Annotated in this window: 22 protein-coding genes; 7 read left to right on the forward strand and 15 right to left on the reverse strand. The window is 70.6% G+C overall.

The window, feature by feature from the left end:
- Window positions 1-9: 9 nt before the first annotated feature.
- Complete coding sequence (locus ACZ53K_RS26330) at window positions 10-642, forward strand: response regulator (RefSeq protein ID WP_468841204.1); 633 nt, start codon at window positions 10-12, stop codon at window positions 640-642.
- 7 nt (window positions 643-649) lie between these two features.
- On the opposite strand, the gene ACZ53K_RS26335 is transcribed toward ACZ53K_RS26330, so the two are convergent.
- The 4 genes from ACZ53K_RS26335 to ACZ53K_RS26350 form a co-directional block, all read right to left on the reverse strand.
- Window positions 650-1,246 (reverse strand): Uma2 family endonuclease, encoded by a 597-nt coding sequence (locus tag ACZ53K_RS26335; protein WP_468841052.1) that lies wholly within the window; start codon window positions 1,244-1,246, stop codon window positions 650-652.
- A gap of 74 nt (window positions 1,247-1,320) precedes the next feature.
- Entirely contained in the window at window positions 1,321-1,905 is a 585-nt protein-coding gene (locus ACZ53K_RS26340) for a TetR/AcrR family transcriptional regulator (RefSeq protein WP_468841053.1), read from the reverse strand.
- Window positions 1,906-2,017: 112 nt separating this feature from the next.
- Complete coding sequence (locus tag ACZ53K_RS26345; protein WP_468841054.1) at window positions 2,018-3,025, reverse strand: aldo/keto reductase; 1,008 nt, start codon at window positions 3,023-3,025, stop codon at window positions 2,018-2,020.
- A 200-nt stretch (window positions 3,026-3,225) separates the two neighbouring features.
- A complete protein-coding gene (locus ACZ53K_RS26350; RefSeq protein ID WP_468841055.1) occupies window positions 3,226-4,695 on the reverse strand; it encodes an MFS transporter in 1,470 nt (489 codons plus the stop codon).
- A 101-nt stretch (window positions 4,696-4,796) separates the two neighbouring features.
- Here ACZ53K_RS26350 and ACZ53K_RS26355 point away from each other — a divergent pair, with 101 nt between their 5' ends.
- Window positions 4,797-5,732 carry a helix-turn-helix transcriptional regulator gene (locus tag ACZ53K_RS26355; protein WP_468841056.1) on the forward strand — a complete coding sequence of 312 codons (936 nt, stop codon included), beginning with the start codon at window positions 4,797-4,799 and terminating at the stop codon, window positions 5,730-5,732.
- On the opposite strand, the gene ACZ53K_RS26360 is transcribed toward ACZ53K_RS26355, so the two are convergent.
- Window positions 5,705-7,195: an MFS transporter gene (locus ACZ53K_RS26360; protein ID WP_468841057.1), complete on the reverse strand. Its 1,491-nt coding sequence runs from the start codon at window positions 7,193-7,195 to the stop codon at window positions 5,705-5,707. The genes ACZ53K_RS26355 and ACZ53K_RS26360 overlap by 28 nt on opposite strands.
- Window positions 7,196-7,379: 184 nt before the next feature.
- Here ACZ53K_RS26360 and dusB point away from each other — a divergent pair, with 184 nt between their 5' ends.
- From dusB to ACZ53K_RS26375, 3 genes are all read left to right on the forward strand, one after another.
- On the forward strand, window positions 7,380-8,507 hold the full coding sequence (gene dusB / locus ACZ53K_RS26365; protein WP_468841059.1) for a tRNA dihydrouridine synthase DusB: 1,128 nt from the start codon (window positions 7,380-7,382) through the stop codon (window positions 8,505-8,507).
- Window positions 8,508-8,973: 466 nt separating this feature from the next.
- The gene (ppdK, locus tag ACZ53K_RS26370; protein WP_468841061.1) at window positions 8,974-11,712 is read left to right on the forward strand and encodes a pyruvate, phosphate dikinase; all 2,739 of its coding nucleotides are present in this window, start codon (window positions 8,974-8,976) and stop codon (window positions 11,710-11,712) included.
- 584 nt (window positions 11,713-12,296) lie between these two features.
- Window positions 12,297-13,178 (forward strand): ArsR/SmtB family transcription factor, encoded by an 882-nt coding sequence (locus ACZ53K_RS26375; protein ID WP_468841063.1) that lies wholly within the window; start codon window positions 12,297-12,299, stop codon window positions 13,176-13,178.
- 93 nt (window positions 13,179-13,271) lie between these two features.
- On the opposite strand, the gene ACZ53K_RS26380 is transcribed toward ACZ53K_RS26375, so the two are convergent.
- The 3 genes from ACZ53K_RS26380 to ACZ53K_RS26390 all read right to left on the reverse strand — a co-directional run bounded on the left by ACZ53K_RS26380 (window position 13,272) and on the right by ACZ53K_RS26390 (window position 15,020).
- Window positions 13,272-14,228 carry a TauD/TfdA dioxygenase family protein gene (locus ACZ53K_RS26380; protein ID WP_468841065.1) on the reverse strand — a complete coding sequence of 319 codons (957 nt, stop codon included), beginning with the start codon at window positions 14,226-14,228 and terminating at the stop codon, window positions 13,272-13,274.
- A 140-nt stretch (window positions 14,229-14,368) separates the two neighbouring features.
- The gene (locus ACZ53K_RS26385) at window positions 14,369-14,512 is read right to left on the reverse strand and encodes a hypothetical protein (protein WP_468841067.1); all 144 of its coding nucleotides are present in this window, start codon (window positions 14,510-14,512) and stop codon (window positions 14,369-14,371) included.
- Between the two features lie 61 nt (window positions 14,513-14,573).
- Entirely contained in the window at window positions 14,574-15,020 is a 447-nt protein-coding gene (locus ACZ53K_RS26390) for a GNAT family N-acetyltransferase (RefSeq protein ID WP_468841069.1), read from the reverse strand.
- Between the two features lie 167 nt (window positions 15,021-15,187).
- Between ACZ53K_RS26390 and ACZ53K_RS26395 the strand changes: the two genes are divergently transcribed.
- Window positions 15,188-16,063: an SGNH/GDSL hydrolase family protein gene (locus ACZ53K_RS26395; protein ID WP_468841071.1), complete on the forward strand. Its 876-nt coding sequence runs from the start codon at window positions 15,188-15,190 to the stop codon at window positions 16,061-16,063.
- 15 nt (window positions 16,064-16,078) lie between these two features.
- On the opposite strand, the gene ACZ53K_RS26400 is transcribed toward ACZ53K_RS26395, so the two are convergent.
- From ACZ53K_RS26400 to ACZ53K_RS26415, 4 genes are all read right to left on the reverse strand, one after another.
- Complete coding sequence (locus ACZ53K_RS26400) at window positions 16,079-16,969, reverse strand: carbohydrate ABC transporter permease (RefSeq protein WP_468841073.1); 891 nt, start codon at window positions 16,967-16,969, stop codon at window positions 16,079-16,081.
- A gap of 3 nt (window positions 16,970-16,972) precedes the next feature.
- Window positions 16,973-17,884 carry a carbohydrate ABC transporter permease gene (locus tag ACZ53K_RS26405; protein ID WP_468841206.1) on the reverse strand — a complete coding sequence of 304 codons (912 nt, stop codon included), beginning with the start codon at window positions 17,882-17,884 and terminating at the stop codon, window positions 16,973-16,975.
- Window positions 17,885-17,937: 53 nt separating this feature from the next.
- Window positions 17,938-19,239, reverse strand: coding sequence for an ABC transporter substrate-binding protein (locus tag ACZ53K_RS26410; RefSeq protein WP_468841074.1), 1,302 nt, complete (start codon window positions 19,237-19,239; stop codon window positions 17,938-17,940).
- Between the two features lie 311 nt (window positions 19,240-19,550).
- Window positions 19,551-21,791 (reverse strand): FG-GAP repeat domain-containing protein, encoded by a 2,241-nt coding sequence (locus ACZ53K_RS26415; protein WP_468841076.1) that lies wholly within the window; start codon window positions 21,789-21,791, stop codon window positions 19,551-19,553.
- 276 nt (window positions 21,792-22,067) lie between these two features.
- Here ACZ53K_RS26415 and ACZ53K_RS26420 point away from each other — a divergent pair, with 276 nt between their 5' ends.
- The gene (locus ACZ53K_RS26420) at window positions 22,068-22,214 is read left to right on the forward strand and encodes a putative quinol monooxygenase (protein WP_468841078.1); all 147 of its coding nucleotides are present in this window, start codon (window positions 22,068-22,070) and stop codon (window positions 22,212-22,214) included.
- A gap of 123 nt (window positions 22,215-22,337) precedes the next feature.
- On the opposite strand, the gene ACZ53K_RS26425 is transcribed toward ACZ53K_RS26420, so the two are convergent.
- The 3 genes from ACZ53K_RS26425 to ACZ53K_RS26435 form a co-directional block, all read right to left on the reverse strand.
- Window positions 22,338-23,024, reverse strand: a complete 687-nt coding sequence (locus ACZ53K_RS26425; protein WP_468841080.1) for a hypothetical protein — start codon at window positions 23,022-23,024, stop codon at window positions 22,338-22,340.
- A 110-nt stretch (window positions 23,025-23,134) separates the two neighbouring features.
- Window positions 23,135-23,326: a DUF397 domain-containing protein gene (locus ACZ53K_RS26430; RefSeq protein ID WP_468841082.1), complete on the reverse strand. Its 192-nt coding sequence runs from the start codon at window positions 23,324-23,326 to the stop codon at window positions 23,135-23,137.
- A gap of 3 nt (window positions 23,327-23,329) precedes the next feature.
- Window positions 23,330-24,136, reverse strand: coding sequence for a helix-turn-helix domain-containing protein (locus ACZ53K_RS26435; protein WP_468841208.1), 807 nt, complete (start codon window positions 24,134-24,136; stop codon window positions 23,330-23,332).
- Window positions 24,137-24,178 lie beyond the last annotated feature (42 nt).

The raw sequence follows: 24,178 nt of genomic DNA on the forward strand, positions 1-24,178 counted from the left end.
CGCCGCGCCGTGATCGCCGAGGACTCCGTCCTGCTGCGGGTCGGCCTGGTGAAGGTGCTGGAGACGGCCGGTTTCGAGGTGGCCGCCGAGGTCGGTGACGGGCAGGCGCTGCTGGCGGCGGTGGCGGAGCACCGCCCCGACCTCGCCGTGGTGGACGTACGGATGCCGCCCGGCTTCACGGACGAGGGGGTGCGCGCGGCGCTGGAGATCCGGGAACGGTGGCCGGACACCGCCGTACTGATGCTGTCGCAGTACGTGGAGGAACGGTACGCCGCCGACCTCCTCGCCACGAACACCAGCGGCATCGGCTATCTGCTCAAGCAGCGGGTCGCGGACGTCGAGGAGTTCATCGAGGCGCTGTGCCGGGTCGCCGACGGCGGGACCGCGCTGGACCCGCAAGTGGTGGCGCAATTGCTCGTACGGCGCCGCAGCGACCCGCTGGAACGGCTGACCGAACGCGAACGCGAGGTCCTGGCGCTGATGGCCGAGGGCCGGTCGAACGCGGGCATCGCGGGAGCGCTCGTGGTGAGCGAGTCCGCGGTGGCGAAACACATCAACAACATCCTCGCCAAGCTGGACCTGCCGAGGGCGGACGCGGATCATCGGCGGGTACTGGCGGTGTTGCGGTTCTTGGGGGTGTGACGGGGGCTCAGGGGCGGATGAACTCGGTGGTGTCCAGGTGGCAGTCGAAGGGCTTGGGAATGTGCAGCTTGTCGCCGAACGGCACAGTGCGGCGCTTGGTATAGCCGGCTTCGGAGGGTTCCCAGAACACGATCGCGTGTTGCTCCTGCATGTCCAACAGCAGATACACCGGCACACCGGCGCATCCGTACACAGGCAGTTTGTCCTCCCAGTCCGCGCTGCGTGTCGATGTGGAGGTCAGCTCGCCGACGAGTGAGAGCGCTTCGCCGTCGAGAAAGGTGGCATCAGTGTCGAACGCGCTCGCAGCGGCTGCGTAGAGGTCCGGCCCGTAGCATCGCTCCTGCCCAGGTAAAGCGACCAGATTGGGGGCGCTTGCGATGAGGTGCCCGTCAGGAGCGTGCGGCCTCAGCTGCGCCTCGACCGACAGCATGATGGGCGTGTAGTAGAGCCTCGACCACGGCGACATGACGATATTTCCCCCGATGATTTCCGCCCGGTAGCCATCGGGCACGTCCATGCTCAGGACGGTGCGGCACAGCTCCTGGAAGGCTGCCGAGCCGTGGGGAACGTCTATGATCTTCGGTCGTTCGAGCATCACTGTCATGATGCGCCCTTCCCGCGAAGTGATCCAGTCAACACTCAGCGTAGTGGGCGCCGCTGACAATCGCCGCCGTTACGTCAACCCCGCAACCCCCGCAACACCAACTCCACCACCGCCCCCAGCGCCTCCTCGATCCCGGGCTGTGACCACTCCGCCGCGTAGCAGGGATCGTGGAAGCGGCCGGTCGCGTCGAAGACCGCGCGGGCCAGGGTCGCGGAGTCGCCCGGAGCGAACGCTTCCTGGCCGATGCCGTCGAGGATGATGGCCGCCAGCTGGCCGGTCAGGTCGGCGACGTGCTGTTCCACGACGCCGCCGCTCTCGCCGACCAGCGTCATGTAGGTCGCGAACAGTTCGGGGTCGTCGCCCGCCTTGTGCCGCTTCGCGGTGAACAGCGTGTGCACCCAGCGGCGCAGCCGCTCCGGCGCCGGGCCGTCCTCGGTGACGACGGCGCGCAGTTGGCCGCTCGTCCGGTCCAGCCAGCGCTGCGTGACCGCTTCGCGCAGCGCCGTCTTCGTACGGAAGTGCCGGTAGACGCTGCCGTGGCTGACGCCCAGCGCGCGCGCCACGTCGACGACGGTGGCCTTGGCCGGGCCGTAACGGCGCAGCACGTCCTCGGTCGCTTCGAGGATGCGTTCGGGGGTCAGGGTCTCGGCTGGTGGCATGGCGGGCGTACGGGCCTTTCGGTCGGGGGCGCCGTGCGGGGCGTCCTGGTGCGGACACGGAGGCGTCCTTCCACGGACCGTACCCGTACGGCCCCCGACCGTGCCCCGAAGGTCAGCGCTCGCTGTCCAGGAAGGCCATCTGCTGCGTCGGGTAGCGGTCACCGGCCGCGGCGTCCGCCGGGACGGCGCGCTCGATGGCCGCGAGGTCGCCGGCGTCCAGCGTGACGTCGAGCGCGCCCAGCGCCTCCGCCAGCCGGTCCCGGCGGCGGGCGCCGACCAGCGGCACGATGTCCTCACCCTGGGCGAGCACCCAGGCGATGGCGATCTGGGCGACGGTCGCGCCCTTCTGTTCGGCGATCGTGCGCAGCGCGTCGGTGAGGTCGAGGTTGCGGTGCAGGTTCTCGCCCTGGAAGCGGGGGCTGGCCGCGCGGAAGTCGTCCGCGGCCAGCTTGCGGTCGCGTGTGAAGTGGCCGCCGAGCAGGCCGCGCGAGAGCACGCCGTACGCGGTGATGCCGATGCCCAGTTCACGCGCGGTGGGCAGGATCTTGTCCTCGATGCCGCGGGTGATGAGCGCGTACTCGATCTGGAGGTCGGAGATCGGGGCGACGGCGGCGGCCCGGCGCAGGGTGTCCGCGCCGGCTTCGGACAGTCCGATGTGCCGTACATGACCGGCCTCGACCAGTTCGGCGATGGCGCCGACCGTCTCCTCGATCGGCACGTCGGGGTCGACGCGGGCGATCCGGTAGATGTCGATGTGGTCGGTGCCCAGGCGCTGGAGCGAGTACGCGGCGAAGCTCTTCACCGCGGCGGGCCGGCCGTCGAACCCGATGAAGTCGCCTTCGACGGTGCGCTGGGCGCCGAACTTCACGCTGGTCAGCGCCTGCTCGCGGCGGGCGGCGGGCGCGGTGCGCAGCGCCTCGTTGATCAGCAGTTCGTTGTGGCCCATGCCGTAGAAGTCGCCGGTGTCCAGCAGGGTGACGCCGGCTTCGAGGGCCGCGTGGAGGGTGGCGACGGATTCGGCGCGGTCGCCGGGGTCGCCGTACAGGGCGGACATGCCCATGCAGCCGAGGCCGAGGGCCGAGGTCTGCGGGCCTGTGGTGCCGAGGGTGCGGGTCTGCACGGGGGTGCTCCTCAGAAGCGGAGGGGGTGGGTGGGGGCCGCCACGCGTCGCGGTGGACGCGGCATGCGTGGCGGCACCCCTCAACCATGGCATGAGCGATGACAGATTTCAATATCTGTCATTCGAGCACCCCGGTCGGCCCTGCCCGGACCCGACCCTGCCTCTGCCCGGTCCCGGCCCCTGCCCTGCCCCCTCGCGCTCTACCGCACCACCTGCGGCAGCCGGAAGGTGAGCCCCACGTTGAGCCCCACCGTCGCCAGCTGTGCGAGGAGCGCGACGATCAGGGCGTTCTGTACGCCCAGCGACGGCAGCAGCGTGAGGAAGAGCGTGCCGAGCGTCGCGACGCCCAGCGCCAGACCGGCCTGCTGGGTGGTGACCATCGCGCCGCTGCCCACTCCGGCCTGCGCCGCCGGCAGCTCGCTGAGGACGATCCGCAGCAGGATCGGCAGCACCAGGCCCTGGCCCACGCCGAGTACCGCCATGGCCGCCGCCAGCGCGGGCGCGGACACGTCGGGCCACTGCGTACGGAAGACGAGCGCCAGCGCGAGCAGCCCGGCGCCCTGGATCAGCGACCCGGCCAGCACCACCCGCCGCCCGAAGCGGGCCACCAGCCGCGGTCCGGCCAGCGACGCGAAGAAGAACGTCACGCACAGCGGGGCGAGCGCGAGCCCGGCGGCCAGCGGCCCGTACCGCAGGCCGTCCTGGAGGGCGACGGCCACGACGAACATGAAGCCGCCGAAGCCCAGCGAGAACGGCAGGATCACGGACAGGCCGCTGCTTACGGAGCGCAGGCGCAGCAGGGACGGCGGTACGAGCGGGGTGCGCCCGGCCCGTTCGGCACGCCGCTCCACGATGACGAACGCCGCGGCGGCGAACGGGAAGACGACCGGCAGCAGCCAGGACCAGACCGGCCAGCCCGCCGCGCGGCCCTCGGTCAGCGGCAGCAGCAGGCTGACCAGCGCGACGGCCAGCAGGGCGGTGCCGGGTACGTCGACCCGGCTGGGGTGCGGCGAGCGGGTCTCCGGCACGGTGCGCAGCGCGAGCAGCAGTGCCACCGCGGCGATCGGCACGTTGACCAGGAACACCGCGCGCCAGCCGGTCCCGGCGAGGTCGGCGGCGACCAGCAGTCCGCCGAGCACCTGTCCGACGGCGCTGGCGACCCCGGCCGTACCGCCGTACAGGCTGAGGGCCTTGGCCCGGTGTGCTCCGCTCGTCGTGGCCTGGATGGTGGCCAGTACCTGCGGCAGCAGCAGGGCCGCCGCCGCGCCCTGGGCGACGCGCGCCACGACCAGCGTCCAGGCGTCCGGCGCCAGGCCGCAGGCGAGCGAGGTGAGTCCGAAGGCGGCCAGTCCCCACAGGTACAGCCGGCGCCGGCCGACCATGTCGCCGAGCCGGCCGCCGACGACGAGCAGGACCGCGTAGGCGACGCCGTACCCCGCGACGACCATCTCCAGCAGGGCCGGGCCCGCGCGCAGGTCGCGGTCGATGGTCGGCAGCGCGACGTTGACGATAAAGAAGTCGATCATCGGCAGGGCGGCGCCGAGGAGCACGGTGACCAGGCCGAGCGTGGTCAGCGCGGGGTGGGTGGGACGGGTGGGGCGGGGGGTGGCCGCGGACCCGGGGGTCCGCGAGGGGAGGGTTCGTACGTCGCGTACGTCGGTATCGCTCACGAGGACGACGATCGTCCGTCGCGCAGAGGGGTACCAGAGTCTCCTTATCCTGGTACCGGATCTACCTGGCAACCGGCTGACCGCTCCGGCATCCTGGGATCATGACCGCCATGATGCCGGAGACCGTGAAGCCGGGGACGGTGCAGCCGGAAACGCCGGAAACGCCGAAGCCGGGGACAGTGAAGCAGCCGCCGCCCACGGACGGTGCCCTGCGCCGCGGTGAGCTGGCCGCCTTCCTGCGCAGCCGCCGCGAGCGGATCACCCCGGAGCAGGTCGGTCTGCCGCGCGGCGCGCGCCGCCGTACGCCGGGTCTGCGCCGAGAGGAGGTCGCCCACCTCTCCGCGGTCGGTGTCACCTGGTACACGTGGCTGGAGCAGGCGAGGGACATCCAGGTCTCGTCGCAGGTGCTGGACTCCGTGGCCCGCGCGCTGCTGATGGACCGGGCCGAGCGCGGCCACCTCTTCGCTCTGGCCGGTGCGACCGATCCGGTGCGCGGCACGGAGTGCACGGGCGTACCGGTGCCGATGCGGCAGATGCTCGACCAGCTGGCGCCGTTCCCCGCCGTCGTACAGAACAGCCGGTTCGACATCCTCGCGTACAACAGCACCTACGGGCGGCTGCTGTGCGACCTGGACGCGCTGCCGGACGAGGACCGCAACTGCCTGTGGCTGGCGTTCACCAACGAGGAGTGGCGGGCGAGCCTGGTGGAGCTGCCCAAGACGCTGCGCGTGATGGCCGCCAAGTTCCGCGCCTCCATGGCGGGGCATGTCGCCGAGCCCGCCTGGAAGGCGATGGTGGCGCGGCTGGAGGCGGCCTCGCCGGAGTTCCGGGAGATCTGGGCGCGCCAGGAGGTCGTACGGCCGGTGAGCCAGTCCAAGCTCTTCCGCCAGCGGGCCGTCGGCCTGCTGCGGCTGTCCTCCACCGGGCTGTGGACCGGCCCCAACCACGGTCCGAAGATGCTCACCTACGCGCCCGACGACGAGGAGTCGCGCGAGCGGCTGGAACAGCTTCAGGCTTTGATCCGCGCCGGGGGCTGACCGCCGGGTCCGTGTGGCGTGGCCTGCCCGTCCTGCGTATCCCGTACGGCCTCCAGCCGTTCCGCGGTGCGCCGTGCGGTGCCCTGCGCCCAGCGGCCGGTGGTCAGCGCGCCAAGCAGCAGGACGGCCGCGCCGCACCCGGCGATGATCCACCAGGCGGGGAGGCTCGCCTCGACGAACTGGCTGCCGGTGGCGGCGGCGCGGGTGCCGCCGGCCAGTACGGCGCCGATCACCGCGACCCCCAGCGAGCTGCCCACCTGTCGGCTGGTGGAGGCGATGGCGGCGGCCACGCCCGCCTGTGTACGGGGCATCCCGGAGACCGCGGTGTTGGTGATGGGCGCGTTGACCAGCCCGAAGCCGACGCCGAAGAGCACGTATCCGGTGAACAGCAGGGGCGTGCTCGCTTCCGCCTCGAAGCCCGCGAACAGCACCCCGCTGGCCGCCATCGCCAGCCCGGCCAGCAGCAGCGGCAGCCGCGGGCCCACCGAGCCGACGAGTCGCCCGGACAGTGGCGCGAAGAGCAGCGTCATGCCCGCCATCGGCAGCATGTAGAGCCCCGCGTCCAGGGCGGACAGGCCCCGCACGTCCTGGAGGTAGAGCGTGTTGACGAAGAGGAAGCCGCTGAGCGCGGCGAACGCGCAGACCGCCACGACGGTGGCGCCGCTGAACGGTGCGCTGCGGAAGAACCGCAGGTCGATGAGGGGTTCGGTGCGGCGCCGCTCGTACAGCAGCAGTCCGGCGAGCGCGGCGACGGCCGCCGCGGCGAAGCCGAGGATCAGCGGCGAGGTCCAGCCGGCCGCAGGTGCCTCGATGATCGCGTACGTGAGCGCGCCGAGCAGCACGATCACCAGCAGCTGGCCGACGGGGTCGACGCGGCGCGGCCGGGGAGCGCGCGACTCCGGTACGTACCGCATGGTCAGGAACAGCGCGAGCGCCCCGATGGGGACGTTGATCCAGAAGATCGCCCGCCAGTCGACGGTCTGCACCAGCAGCCCGCCCACGATCGGCCCGGCCGCCATGCTGATGCCGACCACGCCGCCCCACACCCCGATCGCCCGGGCCCGCTCGCGGGGCTCGGTGAAGGTGTTGGTGATGATCGACATGGCGACGGGGTTGAGCATCGAGCCGCCGACGGCCTGCACCATGCGGAACGCCACCAGGCACTCCAGGTTCGGCGCCAGGCTGCACAGCAGCGAGCCGAGCGAGAAGACCACCAGGCCCGCCTGGAAGACCAGGCGGCGGCCGAGCCGGTCGGCGGTGGAGCCGGCCAGCATCAGCAGCGAGGCGAGGACCAGGGTGTAGGCGTCGATCGTCCACTGCATCCCGGAGACCGAGGTGTCCAGGTCCTTCTGCATGGAAGGCAGGGCGACGTTCAGGACGGTGTTGTCGAGGCTGACGATCAGCAGGCTCAGGCAGCAGATCGCCAGGACGAGCAGGCGCCGCCGGTGGCTCGGCTCAGGCATAGGTGAACGGTACAACGAACGGGGGCGACGGTTCCGGGAAGGCCACCGCGGCAGTCCGCGCCATGGGCCACCGCGGCAGTCCGCGACCAGGGGACCTACGGCTCTGGCGGGACCGCCGCGCGAGTGCGCGACAATGGGAGGTCGCTCAGCCCGCCCGTCGACCGCCGAAGGAAACCCGCTCCTCATGACTCAGCTGCAGATCGGCCCGCACGCGGTGCAGCCGCCCGTGGTTCTCGCGCCGATGGCCGGGATCACCAATGCCCCCTTCCGGACGCTGTGCCGGGAGTTCTCCGGCGGCAAGGGCCTGTTCGTCAGCGAGATGATCACGACGCGGGCGCTGGTCGAGCGCAACGAGAAGACCATGCAGCTGATCCATTTCGACGAGACGGAGAAGCCGCGCTCCATCCAGCTGTACGGCGTCGACCCGGACACCGTCGGCAAGGCCGTCCGCATGATCGCCGAAGAGGATCTGGCCGACCACATCGACCTGAACTTCGGCTGCCCGGTGCCGAAGGTGACCCGCAAGGGCGGCGGCTCGGCCCTCCCGTACAAGCGCCACCTGCTGCGTTCCATCCTGCGCGAGGCCGTCGGCAGCGCGGGCGACCTGCCGGTGACGATGAAGATGCGCAAGGGCATCGACGACGATCACATCACCTTCCTGGACGCGGGCCGGATCGCGGTCGACGAGGGCGTCACGGCCATCGCGCTGCACGGCCGGACGGCCGCCCAGCATTACGGCGGCACGGCCGACTGGGAGGCCATCGCGCGGCTGAAGGAGGCCGTGCCGGAGATTCCGGTGCTGGGCAACGGGGACATCTGGTCGGCGGACGACGCGCTGCGGATGGTGCGCGAGACCGGCTGTGACGGCGTGGTCGTGGGGCGCGGCTGCCTGGGGCGGCCGTGGCTGTTCGGCGATCTGGTGGCGGCGTTCGAGGGCACGGGTACGTACGCCCGGCCGACGCTCAAGGAGGTCGCGGCCGTGATGCTGCGGCACGCCACGCTGCTGGGGGAGTGGCTGGGGGACGAGGCGCGCGGTGTCATCGACTTCCGCAAGCACGTCGCCTGGTACACGAAGGGCTTCTCGATCGGCTCGGAGTCGCGCAAGAGGCTGGCAATCGCCTCGTCGCTGGACGAACTGGACGCTCTGATGAGCGAGCTTGATCTCGACCAGCCCTGGCCGGTGGGCGCCGACGGACCGCGTGGCCGCACATCTGGCCGGAACCGGGTGGTTCTGCCGGACGGCTGGCTGGACGACCCGTACGACCGTGCGGGCGTCACGGCCGACGCGGAACTGGACACTTCGGGCGGCTGACGCGCAAACGAGGGATGCGGGGCCGGGCGGAAGCCCGGCCCCGCGTCTTTTGGCGGGTCCGATTCCGGGTCCGATTCCGGGTCCGCATGGCGGGACCGGGGCGGCCGGGAGGGCGTGATTCTCGCCACCCTTGATAAGGGGTGCGCTCAGATGAGCGGTTCGCGGGGGAGTGCATCTTCCAAACAGTGGCACTGGGTGCCATCACTCTCGCGTTCGGATGGTCAAGTCAAGTTTGCGGTGCGTAGCCGTGCCGCGCGCTTCCGATCGCACTGAGCGACTCTGCCTTCAACTCTTGAATCGGCCTCTTCGTCCGCCGCGACTTTCGATCTGCTGGCGGACGGCGGGTTAAGGGCGTATGTCGACCGTGTGGACGTACCCAGACACCTTCGATCTGGGTATGTTCCTCGCCGTCAGGGCAGACCTCCCCCAGCTTCGCAGGGGGGACCCCCAGCGAGGAGAAATTCCCGTGCCGGAAACCCAAGATCCCCACGTAACCCCGTCCGAGCCCGCGAAGTTCGTCTACGACTTCACCGAGGGCAACAAGGATCTCAAGGACCTCCTCGGCGGCAAGGGCGCCAACCTCGCCGAGATGACCAACCTGGGGCTTCCCGTTCCGCCGGGATTCACGATCACCACCGAGGCCTGCAAGGTCTACCTCGACAGCGGCCAGGAGCCCGCGGCACTGCGTGCCGAGGTCTCGAAGCACCTGGAAGCGCTCGAAGCGACCATGGGCAAAAAGCTCGGCCAGGCCGACAACCCCCTTCTCGTATCGGTGCGTTCCGGGGCGAAGTTCTCGATGCCCGGCATGATGGACACCGTGCTGAACATCGGCCTCTCCGATGCGTCGGTTTCCGGCCTCGCCGCCCAGGCCGGCGACGAGCGCTTCGCGTGGGACTCCTACCGGCGCCTCATCCAGATGTTCGGCAAGACCGTGCTCGGCGTGGACGGCGACCTCTTCGAGGAGGCGCTGGAGGAGGCCAAGCAGGCCAAGGGCGTACGCGTCGACGTCGACCTGGACGCGGCCGACCTGAAGAACCTCGTCGGACAGTTCAAGGACATCGTCTCCAAGGAGACCGGCCGGGACTTCCCGCAGGAGCCCCGCGAGCAGATGGACCTCGCCGTCCGCGCGGTCTTCGACTCGTGGAACACCGACCGCGCCAAGCTCTACCGCCGCCAGGAGCGCATCCCCGGCGACCTCGGCACCGCCGTCAACATCTGCTCCATGGTCTTCGGCAACCTCGGCCCGGACTCCGGCACCGGCGTCGCCTTCACCCGCGACCCCGCCAGCGGCCAGCAGGGCGTCTACGGCGATTACCTGCAGAACGCGCAGGGCGAGGACGTCGTCGCGGGCATCCGCAACACCGTGCCGCTCGCCGACCTCGAAGGCATCGACAAGCCGTCGTACGACGAGCTGATGCAGATCATGGAAACGCTCGAAACGCACTACAAGGACCTGTGCGACATCGAGTTCACCATCGAGCGCGGCAAGCTGTGGATGCTCCAGACCCGCGTCGGCAAGCGCACCGCGGGCGCCGCCTTCCGCATCGCCACCCAGCTCGTCGACCAGGGCCTGATCGACGAGGCCGAGGCGCTCCAGCGGGTCAACGGCGCGCAGCTCGCGCAGCTGATGTTCCCGCGCTTCGACGAGAACGCGAAGACGCAGCAGATCGGCCGGGCCATCGCCGCCTCGCCCGGCGCCGCCGTCGGCAAGGCCGTCTTCGACTCCTACACCGCGGTCAAGTGGTCCCGCTCCGGCGAGAAGGTCATCCTGATCCGCCGCGAGACCAACCCCGACGACCTCAACGGCATGATCGCCGCCGAGGGCATCCTGACCTCGCGCGGCGGCAAGACCTCGCACGCCGCCGTCGTCGCCCGCGGCATGGGCAAGACCTGCGTCTGCGGCGCCGAGGAGCTGGAGGTCGACACCAAGCGCCGGTGCATGACCGCGCCCGGCGGCATCGTGGTCGAGGAGGGCGACGTCGTCTCCATCGACGGCTCCTCCGGCAAGGTCTACCTCGGCGAGGTGCCGGTGGTCCCGTCGCCCGTCGTGGAGTACTTCGAGGGCCGGATGCACGCCGGCGCCGACGACGCCGACGAGCTGGTCAAGGCCGTGCACCGGATCATGGCGTACGCGGACCGGGTCCGCCGGCTGCGCGTACGGGCCAACGCCGACAACGCCGAGGACGCCGCCCGCGCCCGCCGCTTCGGCGCCCAGGGCATCGGCCTGTGCCGCACCGAGCACATGTTCCTCGGCGAGCGCCGCGAGATGGTCGAGCGCCTGATCCTCGCCGACACCGACGATGACCGCGAGGCGGCCCTCGGCGGCCTGCTGCCCCTCCAGAAGACCGACTTCGTCGAGCTGTTCGAGGCCATGGACGGCCTGCCGGTCACCGTCCGCCTCCTGGACCCGCCGCTGCACGAGTTCCTGCCCGACATCACCGAGCTGTCCGTACGCGTCGCCCTCGCCGAGTCCCGCAAGGACGCCAACGAGAACGACCTGCGCCTCCTCCAGGCCGTGCACAAGCTGCACGAGCAGAACCCGATGCTGGGCCTGCGCGGCGTCCGCCTCGGCCTGGTCATCCCCGGTCTGTTCGCCATGCAGGTACGGGCCATCGCCGAGGCCGCGGCCGAGCGCAAGAACGCCGCCAAGGGCGACCCGCGCGCCGAGATCATGATCCCGCTGGTCGGCACCGTCCAGGAGCTGGAGATCGTCCGCGAGGAGGCCGAGCAGGTCATCGCCGAGGTCGAGCAGGCCCGCGGCGTGGACCTCAAGCTCACCCTCGGCACGATGATCGAACTGCCCCGCGCGGCGCTGACCGCCGGCCAGATCGCCGAGTCCGCCGACTTCTTCTCCTTCGGCACCAACGACCTGACCCAGACGGTCTGGGGCTTCAGCCGCGACGACGTCGAGGCCAGCTTCTTCACCGCGTACCTGGAGAAGGGCATCTTCGGCGTCAGCCCGTTCGAGACCATCGACAAGGACGGCGTCGGCTCCCTGGTCCGCAGCGCCGCCGAGGCCGGCCGCGCCACCCGCCCCGACCTCAAGCTGGGTGTCTGCGGCGAGCACGGCGGCGACCCGGAGTCGGTGCACTTCTTCCACGAGGTGGGCCTGGACTACGTCTCCTGCTCCCCGTTCCGCATCCCGGTCGCCCGCCTCGAAGCGGGCCGCGCGGCGGCGGAGTCCCTGGGCAGCGACAGCCGTTGAGGCCGAAGCCGCCGGGCGGTGACGGCCGGTGAACCGGTAACACCCCATGCACCAACCGGAGTTGGCGTCAGAACACCATAACCCTCACCCTGACGCCGGCTCCGGAACCCAACGAGGGCGGCACCTGTGCGGAGGTGCCGCCCTCGCTTTTCTCCGGACTCCCCCCTCGGGAGCTGCCGTCAGCCATGTCGGCCTGGTTGACGGCCTTCCACGGCAAATGCTGAGCGGTCGGTCATTGCCTCGTCACCCCCCACGGGATCGAGCAATCCGTTCCATTCGCACTGCCGTCGAATTGAGTTACAGCTTTCCGTGTGCGGGGTGTTGGCGCGACCCCTTTCAACTCTGGCCAAAAGGGCGTGGTGACAGGCTGTGTCTGCGTGCATACTCAGATGGCCGGGGGTCGACTAGGAAGCATTGGTGGGGGTTCGGTGCTACGCGTCCATTTCAGTGGACCGGATCTGGCCCGGGTGCGCATTGCCGCGCGCCCTGACGTGCTGTGGGAGACCGTTTTAAGTTTTCACCGACTGCGTGACCGGCGGCCCGGCGCGGCCCTCGGCAAATGGCGCTCCGAAGCACGTTGCAGGTTGAATGGTGAAACACGACTGCTGGCGCCACTCGTTCCTTCGCGCGGCTATTTTCCGGATTTCCTGACGCCGCCGGAGGGGCTGCTCGGCATCGACGAAGGGCTGGCGGCGCTCCGCGCAACCCCGCCCGCGCGTCTTCATGCCGAACTTTCCCGACTGCCGGCGACGCGGCCGCTGCCGACGTGGCTGCGCGAGCTGAGCGAGGGCGATTCCGGGGCGCTCGGCCGGCTCGCCGGCGCGCTGCGGAGCTATTACGAGAACGCGGTCGAGCCGTACTGGCCGCGCCTCCAGGCCCGTATCGAAGCGGACCGCGCCGCCCGCGGCCGGGCGCTCCTGGACGGCGGTGCGGACCATCTGCTCGCCTCGCTGCCGCCGACGATGTGCTGGCGCCCGCCCGTCCTGGAAGTGGACTACCCGGTGGACCGCGACCTCTTCCTGAACGGCCGGGGGCTGCTCCTGCTGCCGTCGTTCTTCTGCCGCCGTACGCCCGTCACGTTCCACGACCCCGACCTCACGCCCGTCCTCGTCTATCCCCTCGAACATCCCGTGGCCCGCGTCATGCCGGCGGTCGCGCCCGCCCACTCGCTGGGCAAGCTCGTCGGGCGTACCCGTTCGGCGATCCTGTACGGCGTGGGCGGCGGCTGTACGACGAGTGAGCTGGCGCGGCGCGTCGATGTCTCGCTCGCCTCGGCCAGTCAGCACGCGACGGTGCTGCGGGATGCCGGGCTGCTGCTGACGCTGCGTCATGGAAACGCCGTCCTCCACACATTGACTCCGCTGGGGGCGGCGCTGCTGCGGGGCGGTCCGGAGGCGGACGTGCGTGGGGTGGACACCCGGGGGCTGGAGATATCGGCGCTGGAGGCGCGGGAGGTGGATGTCTAGGAGTGGGGCGCCGGAGCTGTGCAGTAACGTTCCGGCGCCCCGGGGGCACGGTGCCGGCCGCCGTCAGTACGGCCGGCACGGTGCCGGTCTCCGTCAGTACGGCCGGTCGCCCGTGATCGCCACGCGCTCGGCCACCCGGCGCCGCGCCCCGTAGTCATTGACCGCGTAATGCTGCGTGGCACGGTTGTCCCAGAAGGCGATGTCCCCCGCCTGCCAGCGGAAACGCACTTGGAACTCCGGTACGTGCGCCTGCTGGAAGAGCAGCCGCAGCATCCGGTCGCTCTCCGCCCGCTCCCACCCCACGATGCGGGTGGTGAAGGAGGTGTTGACGAACAGCATCCGGCGGCCGGTCTCCGGGTGCCGCCGTACGACCGGGTGCTCCACCGGCGGGAACCGCTCCTGGAACGGCGCCAGCCGCTCGGCGGCGTAGAAGCGCGCGAAGCCCGGCAGGAAGTCGTGCACGGCGGTGGCGCCGTCGATACGGTCCCGCACGGCCTGCGGGAGATTGCCGTACGCGGCCGCCATGTCCGCCCACATGGTGTCGCCGCCGAAAGGCGGCACCTCGCGGAGCTGCAACACCGCGCCCAGCGCGGGACGTTCGCGGAACGTGACGTCCGTGTGCCAGACGTTCTCGAACGTGGACACCGCGCTGCGGTCGAACCGTACGACGTCCTCGGCGTCGCCCGTCGCCAGCAGCGGATTGGTCTCCAGCTCACCCCAGTTGCGGGCGAACGCGCGCTGCGCGGCCGAGGTGAGGTGCTGCCCCCGGAAGAACAGCACCTTCCACTCCAGCAGCGCGCGGTTCACCTCCTCGCGCAGCGCCGGGCCGAGCGGGCGGGACAGGTCGAGGCCGCGGATCTCCGCGCCGATGGTGGCGGCTTGCGGGACGACCTCGAAGCGCTCGTACGGCCGGTCCTCCCAGCCCTCGGGGGTGCGGCGCAGAACGCGGGTGCCTTCGTAGAGGCCGTCGGCCGGGATGCGGTGGTCGCGGAGAACGGGGGTGGGGGCGTGAGTGGGAACGGGGATGGCGGGGTCGGCTGTGGCCGTCAACGGAGCCTCCTGGCAGGGCGAAGGGTGCGGGAGGGCGCGGCGCGGGCACGAGGATGTGCGGGCGGGCGCCGCGGCCGGACGCATGGGCGGCTGTGCGCGGAGTGGGGTCGCTGCTGGTGGGAGGGCTTGGAGCCCGGGAGTCACCGACAGCAGCGGAAGGCGGCGGCCGGGGGTGAACCCACCCGGCCGCGGCGGCGCAGGAACGTCATCCCGCGCGGTGCGCACTCGCCGTGGGGGCCGCGGTGCAGCGGCTCCGTCGCACGGAAGGTCGAGTACGTGGTCATGGCACGCACCGTACCTCATGCCGGAGGGCGGGGGAACGGGGTACCACCCGCCCCGCGCCCCTCAGCCCGTCAGCTCCTTGTACAGGTACACGTCCGCGTGCCCGCCCGGCATCCCCGGTACGCGCCCCACCTCGACGTACCCCTGGCTCTGGTAGAACCCCGGTGCCTGGAACGTGTACGAGGACACCGTCGCGCGGTCGCAGCCACGCCGGACCGCCTCCTGCTCGGCGGCGCGCAGCAGCTTGGTGCCCCAGCCTTCCGCGCGGCTGTCCTCCCGCACCCACAGCAGGTGGATGCCGCACAGCCCGCCCCACGTCCAGGCGCTCAGCCCGCCGATCAACTCACCCTCCGCGTCCGTCACCCGTACCGAGAAGTCGACATGTTCGGCGTCGTCCGTGGCGGCGGCGTTGAACGCGTCGAGTTCGTCCTCCAGCCGTTTGTCCAGGTCAGGGTCGTGGGCACCGACCGCGAGTGCCGTCTCCTGGACCGGGGTCGTGGCATCGCTCATGGCCGAGTTCTCCCACACGGTCCCGGCGCACCGCCACCGGATTTTCGTACCGCCGGTCAGCACGGTGCGTACAGATGGGAGCCTCACGGACTTTTGGCGGCCGGGTCTTCCGGGGAGCCTTCCTTGCCCGCAATCGTCACTCCCCCCACGAACAGCAGGAGAGTGCGATGCTCAGAAACCCGCGCCGTGCCGGATGCCTTGTCGCGGCGGCCGCCGCACTGGCCGCCCTCGGCACGCCCGCCGCCACGGCGGACGCCGCCCGCACCACGTCTCCCCGCAAACCCCACTACGTGGCGCTCGGCGACTCCTCGGCCGCCGGACCTCTGATCCCGGCCCAGACCAACCTGGCCTGCCTGCGGTCGAACCGGAACTGGCCGGCCGTCGCCGCCGCGCGCCTCGGCGCCGCACTCACCGACGTCACCTGCAGCGGAGCCTCCACCAATGACCTGGCCGGGCGGCAAGCCGGTCTCGTACCTCCCCAGTTCGACGCCCTGCGTGCGGACACCGACCTGGTCACGCTCGCCATCGGCGCCAACGACGTCGGCCTGGGCACCGCCATGCCGTCCTGCGTCCGGCTGCAACCCCAGGCGATGGGCCTGGCCCGGACATGCGAGTCGTTCTACACGGCCGGTGGCCGCGACCGGCTGGCCGAACGGGTCGTCCGGACGGCCCCCAAGGTCGCCGCCGCCCTCGGGCAGATCCACCGCCGTTGCCCGCACGCGAAGGTGTACGTCGTCTCGTACGGCACGTACTTCCAGCCGGGCGGCTGCTGGCCGAGGGAACCCATCTGGCCCGGCGACGCCGACTATCTGCAGAACACCATCGACCGCCTGCACATCGTCCTCGCCGAGCGGGCCGCCGCGGGCGGCGCGGCCTATGTCGACATCCGTACGCCCAGCGCCGGGCACGGAGTTTGCGCCGCGAGGGGAGACAAGTGGACGGAAGGGCTGCTGCCGAGCTCGGTGGCGGCCTCGTACCACCCGAACGGCACCGGCATGGCGCACGCGGGCGCCACGGTGGCCGATGCCATCGGCTCGCTCTAGCCTTCCGGCCCCCGCTCAGTCGTCGATCCCCGACCGCTCCACCCCCGCCACGATGTACCGCTGCAACAGCACGAACACCACCACCAGCGGCGCGATGGAGACGGCCGCGGCGATGAACAGTTCGTGCAGGTTGAGGTTCTGCGCCGTGGTGAACGTGGACAGCGCGACCTGTACCGTCCAGGACTCGCGGTCCTGTCCGATGACCAGCGGCCACAGGAACGCGTTCCAGGCGCCGATGAAGACGATCGTGCCCACGGCCGCGAAGACGGGCCGCGAGTTGGGCACCACGACCCGCCAGTACGTACGCCAGTACCCGAGCCCGTCCACCCGCGCCGCGTCCTCCAGCTCCCGTGGGAAGCCGAGGAAGTACTGGCGGAATATGAAGCAGGCGAAGGCGCTGAACAGGGCCGGGACGATCAGTCCGCGCAGGGTCGAGATCCAGCCGAGCGACGAGACGAGGACGAAGCTGGGGACGAAGGTGACGGCCGCCGGGACCATCAGCGTGCCGAGGATGGCGTAGAAGACGACGTTCGCGTGCCGGTACGGGATGCGGGCCAGCCCGTACCCGGCCAGCGACGCCAGCAGCACCGTGCCCACCGTCGTGGAGACCGCGATCAGCGTGGAGTTCAGCAGCGCCCGCGCCATCGGCAGGTTCGGGTCGTCGAAGACCTCGGTCAGGTTGGACCACTGGATGTCGCGCGGGAAGAACGTCCAGTCGGGCGCGGTGATGTCCTGCTCGGTGGCCAGACCGTTGCGTACGAGCAGGTAGAACGGGATGAGGAAAAGTACGGCGAGGATGGCGACGATCACCGCCCGCAGCGCGCGCCCGGCCCGCACGCGCGGGTCTTGCCGGGCACCGGACCGTGCGCGGCGTCCCACGGACGTGGTGGTGGGAGTGTCTGTCATCTGTCAGTCCTCCTTCCGTCCGAGGCCGAACCAGCGGGCCTGCACGACGGTCGCCACGGCGACGATCAGCGCCAGGATCACCGCGCCCGCGCTGCCCAGGCCGAGGTTCTGCTCCTGGCCGAGGGCGGTGTAGTAGAGGTAGACCAGCGGCGGGCGCGCGTACGGCGGGTAGCCGCGCGCGTCGGACATCAGGTTGTAGAACTCGTCGAACGCCTGGAACGCGTTGATCACCAGCAGCAGGATGACGGCGACCGAGGTCGCGCGCAGCTGCGGCAGCGTGATGTACCGGAGCGTCTGCCAGCCGGGTCGCGCGCCGTCCACCGCGGCGGCCTCGTACAGGCGCGGCGAGATCCGCTGCAGCCCCGCCAGAAACAGGATCATGAAGAACCCCGCCTGGAGCCACAGCCGTACGGTTACGATCACCAGCCAGTACCAGGGCGGGTCGGTCGTGGACAGCCAGGCGGTCTGGTCCGCGCCGAACCACCCCAGCACGGTGTTGGCGAGCCCGAACCGCACCCCGTTGAAGATCGACAGTTTCCAGATCAGCGCGGCCACCACGTACGAGCACGCGGTCGGCAGGAAGAAGACCGAGCGGAAGAACGCCTGGGCGAAACGCAGCCGGTTGACCATGAGGGCCAGGGCGAGCGAGAGCACATATGTCGCCGGCACGATGAAGGCCGTGAACAGCAGGAACGTACCCAGGCTGCTCAGGAAGGCGTCGTCGCTCAGCATCGCCGCGTAGTTGTCCAGCCCGACGAAATCCGTCGGGTTGACCGTGTTGTGCGCGTCGAAGAAGCTGAGGTAGACGCTCCAGGCGAGCGGTACGTACGTGAACAGCGCGAGGCCGATCGCGAACGGCCCCACGAAGGCCCAGAACCATAGGTTCCGGTTCTGCGCCCCCCGAAGGCGCCCCAGCGGCCCGCCGGATCGCGCCCCTGCTTTCGCCGCTGCCCCCGCCTTCGCCCCCCTCACTTCTTCTTCGCCCGCTGCAACTCGGCCTCGACCGTGCGCACGACCGCCTTCAGTTCGCTCTCCGGATTGGCGCCGCCCTTGATGATGCGGTTCAGCGCGTCCTGGTAGGCGGTGCTGCTCGGCGTCGTCCAGAGCAGCGGCTCGGCGTGGCCGTACTCGGTGGCGTACGAGACCGCGTCGGCCGCCGCGCCTTCTTTGAGCTGCTTGGCCTTCTTGGTGAGCGAGGTACGGGCGGGGATGTGGAAGCCGTACGAGAGGGCGAAGTCCTCCTGTTTGTCGGTTCCGTCCACCCACAGCCACTTCACGAACGCCTTGGCTTCCTTCGGGTGCTTGCCGCGCGCACTGACCGCCGAGCCGTACGCGCCCACCGGGACGGCCGGCTTCCCGGCTCCGTCATCCTTGGGGAACGGCAGCACCCCGAAGTCGTCCCCCAGGGCCTTCTTGACCTGCGGCAGGGCCCACAGCCCCGACCACTGCATGGCGGTCAGCCCCTGTACGAGGGCCGCCGGGTCGGACCAGTCCGTCGGCGCCCCCAGCAGCAACGATTCATCGGCGTACAGCTGCCGGACCTTGCCCAAAACGCGGGCGGCGGCCGGGTCGTCGAAACCGACCTTCCCGTCCTCCGTGATCAGGCTCAGCCCCGCGGCGAACAGCGGCGTACCGCCCAGCACGGCGGCTCCGCCGTCATTGCCCAGGAACAGCCCCTTGGCCTTGTCCTTCCGGTGCCGGTCGGTCAGCGTCTTCGCGGCCTCCACCAGCTCGTCGACGCTGCGCGGCGGCTCGACACCGGCCGCCTTCAGCATGCTCTTCCGGTAGAACAGCAGCTGTGTGTCCACGGTCTGCGGAACCGCCCAGACCTTGTCCTGCCAGATCTTCGGCGCGAGCACCGCCTGGTTGAAGTCGCCTTTGACGGACTCGATCTCCGCCGTCAGGTCCACGACCTGGCCGCCCTTGATCTGGTCCAGTTTGGGCCCGTTGACCTCGAAGACGTCCGGCCCGGAGTCCGTCAGCAGCGCGGCGGCGGTCTGCCGGTCGTAGTCACCGGGCCGCCACTGCACGGTGACCCGCGCCTTGTCGTACGCGGCGGCGTACCGCTTGACGGCCTGCTCGGTGCCCGGCTCCCCGTACTGGTGGTACCACTGGCTGAGTGCCGGCCCCGAACCCTTGCCGTTACGCCCCGTGTTGGATCCACAGGCCGCCAGCACGGCGGCCAGCGCGGCGCCACCGGCCGCACCGAGCACCTGCCGTCTGCCGATTCCGCCGTCGATGCCGGTGCCCGTACCGCTGCCGCGTGTCATGTCCGATCGCCCCCTGCGTCGCTCGTGTCCCGTGCCCGTGTCCCGTGCTCGTGTCCGTGCCTGTCGCGCGTGGCCGTCGCGCTGCTCACGTGATCGACGATCAACGTCGCAGCGAGCGCCTACTCTGCCGTACCCACGTGACGAGCGCATTGCACCCACGCGAAACGGGCCGGTGACGGCGCCCGTAGGAGTGAGCGCCACGCGACGGCCCGCTGTTGCCGCACCCCGGCCCGGTCGGCGGACAGGCCGAGGGCCGGCACCGTCGTACCGGTGCCGGCCCTCGTGTTCACTTCTGCCGACGTGCTCGCCCGTCAGGCGATCGTCTCGTACGACGGCGTCTTGATGCCGGTCAGCTCGCGATCGGCGAGGGGAGCCCGCCAGTTGCCCGTGCCGCGGTAGATGTACGACGTGCCGTCCGCCATGGTGGCGAAGAGGTCGGCCCGGCCGTCGGCGTTGGTGTCGCCGATGCCGACGAGCTGGCGGTAGCCGCCCCAGCCGCCGCCGATCCTCGTCCGGTCGGTGAAGGTGCCGTCGCCCTTGCCGAGGTAGCTCCACAGCACGCCGGAGGAGTCGAGGCCCACCAGGTCCCCGGCGGTGCCGCCCGCCACGTCGCCGACGGCGATGAGCTTCTCGTACATGTTCCAGCCGGAGCCGACCCGCTTGCGCGGGGCGAACGGCGTGCGCCAGTTGCCCGTGCTCTGGAACAGCCACAGTGTCCCGGACCGGTCCCGCGCCAGCAGGTCGCCACGGCCGTCGCCGTTCAGGTCGCTGCCACCGGTGATCTCGTCGTAGATGTTCCAGCCGGCGCCGACCTTGATCCGGTCGTCGAACGTGCCGTCGCCCTTGCTCAGATACAGCCACAGCACGCCGGAGGTGTCGCGCGTCACGATGTCCCCGGCGGTGGCGCCGGCCACGTCACCGACGGCCACGATCCGGTCGTAGCCGTTCCAGCCGGGGCCGACCCAGGTCTGGGTGCTCTCGTTGAGCTGCGGCTTCTTCTGGGCGTCGAAGTACGTGTCGCGGCTCATCAGCACGCCGCCCTCCCCACGGACGAGGAGGTCGGGCGAACCGTCGTCGGTGTAGTCGTGCCCGGCGGTCGTACGGCGGACGGTGAACTTGCCGTTCGCGTTCAGGTCGGGGCCGACGCCGTTGTTCGACTTGGCGGTGAGCTTCCAGGTGTAGTCACCGTTGGGGGCGGCCACGGTGTCGGGGCCCCAACCGAGCAGGCCGTCCCAGTCCACGTCCACCCAGCCCGGCTTCATCTCCCGGTTGTCGGGGCGCAGTTCGAACGTGCGCTCCTTTCCGGAGGCGGTGTGGCGCAGCGTGATGTCCACGGCGGCGTTGAGCCGCGAGAACTGCCAGCGCGCCTTCCAGTGGCCGTTCTCCAGCGGGGCCGCGGCCGGGACGGAGGAGTCGATCAGGGTGAGCTTGGTGGGCTCACCGGTGCTGGCGACGAGTTTGGTCACCGGCGCGCCGTCGGTCCCGGCGGACACCCGGTACAGGCCCTCGCCCTGGTCCACGGAGCCGCCCATGACCAGCAGGTCACCCTCGGGCGTGGGTGCCGAGGAGGTGGCGTGGTCCAGCACCTTGCGTTCCAGCCCGCCGCCGATGCGGACGGCGCGGAAGGCCGTGGTCCAGTCGTCGTGTCCCTCGGACGCCTTGTCCTGGTTCCCGTACAGCACCCAGTCGCCGACCAGGCCCACCATGGTGGTGTAGACGCCGCGCAGGTTCAGGCTCCACGACTGCCGCTCCGGCCCGCGCTTCGCGGTGTCGACGCTGACGTTCTCGTCGCCGGTCTGGAAAACGCCGATCGACGCCATCCGCGTCGGGGACAGGGCCGCACCGGCCCAGTCGTCGGTGATCAGTCCGCGTTCGTCGCTGACCTTCGCGGCGACCAGATCGACGACCGAATAGGTGTTGGACTGGTAGGGGGCCGACTCCGGCATCTGGGGGAACCGCACCAGCGCCGAACCGGGCGACCCGGCGACCGCCGCGAAGCCCCGCATGCCGTCGGGCAGCCCGGTGATCTTCCGGTCGCTCAGCTCGCCGTCCACCAGCCCGAGGACGTGCGCCTCGTACTTCTTCCCGTCGTACTTGGAGGCGATCACCCAGGACCCGACCGTGCCTTCGTACGAGTAGCCGGGCTTGTCGAGGTCGACGACGGTGGACGATCCGGCGGCCATGTCGCGCAGCGTGACGTTGTGGGACGCGGTGTCGGGCAGCGCCACCACGTCGGACGCGGCCCCGTGCCTGATGGTCTGCGTGTACTGGGCGCTGTCCTGCCCCAGCTCGGTCGTCGCCCCGTCCGCGTAACGCGTCCACCGCAGCGTGTTCTTCGGGTCGACGGAGAGGAAGCCGGTGGGCCCGGCGCTCACGATCTCGGACCCCTGCGCGATCTTCAGCGCCGGAGCCGCGGGAGCGGCGACGGCCGTCGGCGCGGCCAGGGGCCCGGCACTGGCCGCGAGCCCGAACACGACGGCACCGGCCACGAGCCGCCGCAACGGCTCTAAGGGCCGGGAGCGCCGGGGTCTCTGTGCGATGGAACGTTTCATCTGCCCTCCTGGCGAGATGGGCGCGACACCGGGCGTCGCGTACACGGCGGAGGGCATGGGAGGGCGCACCACTCCGCACCGTCGATCCGAACGAGCCCCCCAAGATCGGGGGAACCATACCAACGGAGGCGTCGGAGACTTACCGGTTTTTTGCGGAGGTGTCCCCGCGGTGCGGCCTGGAAGGCCGCCGGGGCGAACGTGGCTCGACCTCGGGATGTCAGACCCCTGGTGCATCCTTCGGTACAGGGTCCCCGAATCCCTGCGAAGGAGACGACCGTGATCATCCTGGCCGGCAAGCTCCACGTCACCCCCGACGCCCGCGAGGCGTACTTGGCCGGGTGCGATCGTGTCGTCGAACAGGCGAGAAAGTCCGCCGGCTGCCTGGACTTCGCGCTCTCGGCCGACCGCCTCGAACCGGGGTGAAGGCGCCGTAGGGGCGGCCAGTTGAAAGCCCGCTGCCCCGGTGTGTCACACCGGGGCGAGGGGGCTCTACGGGGGGAGGGGCGGGGCTACTGAGGGCTTTCGGGGGCTATCGGCGGCCCTGGGTTACTGATGGGCGCTGATCACGCCGCCGGTGCTGAGCACGATGTGCACGCCGTTGGCTTCGAGCCCGGCGTCGTGCTGGTTGGCGTCCATCGTGCCGTCGACCGAGCCGTCCCTGCCGAGGATCTGCGCACGGAAGTGGAGTTCGCCGACCTTGGTGACCTTGGCCGTCCAGCCACCCGCGAGCTTGAAGGTGCCCGGCCCCTGCTGTCCGCCGCCCATCCAGGAGTGGACCTTGCCGTCCAGCGAGAGCACGATGAACATGTCGTTGGCGTTGAGCCCGGCGTCGCGCTGGTTCGTCTCCAGCGTGGCCAGCACATCACCGCGGGCAACGATCTTGGCGCGGTAGCGCTGGTCGCCCAGCTTGTAGATCTCCGCCTTGCTGATGCCGTCCGCCAGGGGAGTGACGCGGACCGGGGCCCCCGCCTTGGACGGGGCGGCGTGCGAGCTGCCCGCCTGCTTGCCCGCGGCGGCGCCCGCCTTGGTGCCGGCCTTGGCGCCCCCGGCGTCCGCGGCGTTGGGGGCGGCGGCCACCGGGGCCGAGTCCGAGTGGGCCGCGGCCTTCGTGCCGGTGGCGGCGTCCGATCCGGAGCAGGCGGTCAGCGTCAGGCCGGCGGTGGCGACCAGGGCCGCGGCGGCGACACGGAGGGTACGGCGACGGGCGGCGCGGGCAGTGGCGTTGGAGCTCATTACGGGTTCCCCCGGGTGGTCGGCGTTGGTGTCGGCTCGGTACGTCACTCACTCTCTCCAGAGCCGCTGACGCCAGGCTGCCGCTTCGCTAACACCCGGCTAACGTCCACTCAGTGCTCGAACCAGCCGCTGGTCAGCGCGGTCCGGAAGGCCGTCCAGGTGGTGGGGGAGAGGTGGAGGGTGGGGCCGGTGGGGTTCTTGGAGTCGCGTATGGCGATGGCGTGGGGGTGGTTGGTGGCGATTTCGACGCACTCGTGTTCGTGATCGCTGTAGGTGGACTTCCGGAAGGCGAACTCCGGCATGGTTCACAACTCCTTGCTGACGCTGGTGATGAACGTCCGCGACTCTTGCTCGCTGAGCGCTTGGTCTGAAATTGTTTCGAACACCTCGTCGTGCCGGGCAGCCTCCTGCCCGCCTTCGATCCAAGCCTGGGCGTGCAGGGCTTCCATGTAGACGACGTCCATCGCGCCTGGCTCTGCGAACGAGATGATGTTGAAGGCGCACCCCATGCCCAGCTGTGCACCCGCACGGAAGGGCAGCACCCGTACCGACACGTTCGGTTTTTCGGCCGACCTGACCAGGCTGGCGAGCTGTTCACCCATCACCTCGGGGCCTCCCGCAAGGTTGCGGAGAGCTGCCTCGCAGAGAACCGCGCGCAAGTGGAGCGGAGACTCGTCGCCGAGACGCCGCTGGCGGGCGAGCCGTCCGGCTACGAAGTGAGGATCGGGATTGAGCGCTCGTACGTAGCGTTCCGTCTGCAGCAGCCCGGGGATGTACGCGATTTGCCACGCCCTGATGGTGGTTGCGGCGCTCTCCAGAGCGACGTACTCCCTCATCGCGGGCGCGACGGGGGCGTTGCTCCACCATCCCTTCGCCTTCCGGCGCTCGCGGTCGATGCGGGCCAGTTCCAGAAGGCCGCCGACCGTGTGCGGGTCCCGCACGCCGTACAGGTCACAGAGGGCGCGAATGTCGGGGTCGCGAATGGGAACCCAACCGCGCTCCATCTTGGCGACTTTCGCAGTGGAGGCGCTCAGTACCTTTGCGGCCTGGGGCTGTGTCAACTCCGAGGCTGCCCGGAGGGCAAGGAGCTCCCCACCGAGTCTGCGGCCCAGGACGGTCGACGTGCTGTTGCTCTGCGTGGCCTGGTTGCTTGG

It is taken from the genome of Streptomyces sp. NPDC033221 (genome assembly GCF_055577005.1).

Excerpts from the sequence above, each read along its gene's own strand:
- ACZ53K_RS26335 (WP_468841052.1), bottom strand. The coding sequence starts at position 1,246 with ATGACAGTGATGCTCGAACGACCGAAGATCATAGACGTTCCCCACGGC.
- ACZ53K_RS26340 (WP_468841053.1), bottom strand. The coding sequence starts at position 1,905 with ATGCCACCAGCCGAGACCCTGACCCCCGAACGCATCCTCGAAGCGACC.
- ACZ53K_RS26355 (WP_468841056.1), top strand. The coding sequence starts at position 4,797 with ATGACCGCCATGATGCCGGAGACCGTGAAGCCGGGGACGGTGCAGCCG.
- ACZ53K_RS26360 (WP_468841057.1), bottom strand. The coding sequence starts at position 7,195 with ATGCCTGAGCCGAGCCACCGGCGGCGCCTGCTCGTCCTGGCGATCTGC.
- dusB (WP_468841059.1), top strand. The coding sequence starts at position 7,380 with ATGACTCAGCTGCAGATCGGCCCGCACGCGGTGCAGCCGCCCGTGGTT.
- ACZ53K_RS26385 (WP_468841067.1), bottom strand. The coding sequence starts at position 14,512 with ATGACCACGTACTCGACCTTCCGTGCGACGGAGCCGCTGCACCGCGGC.
- ACZ53K_RS26390 (WP_468841069.1), bottom strand. The coding sequence starts at position 15,020 with ATGAGCGATGCCACGACCCCGGTCCAGGAGACGGCACTCGCGGTCGGT.
- ACZ53K_RS26395 (WP_468841071.1), top strand. The coding sequence starts at position 15,188 with ATGCTCAGAAACCCGCGCCGTGCCGGATGCCTTGTCGCGGCGGCCGCC.
- ACZ53K_RS26400 (WP_468841073.1), bottom strand. The coding sequence starts at position 16,969 with ATGACAGACACTCCCACCACCACGTCCGTGGGACGCCGCGCACGGTCC.
- ACZ53K_RS26410 (WP_468841074.1), bottom strand. The coding sequence starts at position 19,239 with ATGACACGCGGCAGCGGTACGGGCACCGGCATCGACGGCGGAATCGGC.
- ACZ53K_RS26415 (WP_468841076.1), bottom strand. The coding sequence starts at position 21,791 with ATGAAACGTTCCATCGCACAGAGACCCCGGCGCTCCCGGCCCTTAGAG.
- ACZ53K_RS26425 (WP_468841080.1), bottom strand. The coding sequence starts at position 23,024 with ATGAGCTCCAACGCCACTGCCCGCGCCGCCCGTCGCCGTACCCTCCGT.
- ACZ53K_RS26430 (WP_468841082.1), bottom strand. The coding sequence starts at position 23,326 with ATGCCGGAGTTCGCCTTCCGGAAGTCCACCTACAGCGATCACGAACAC.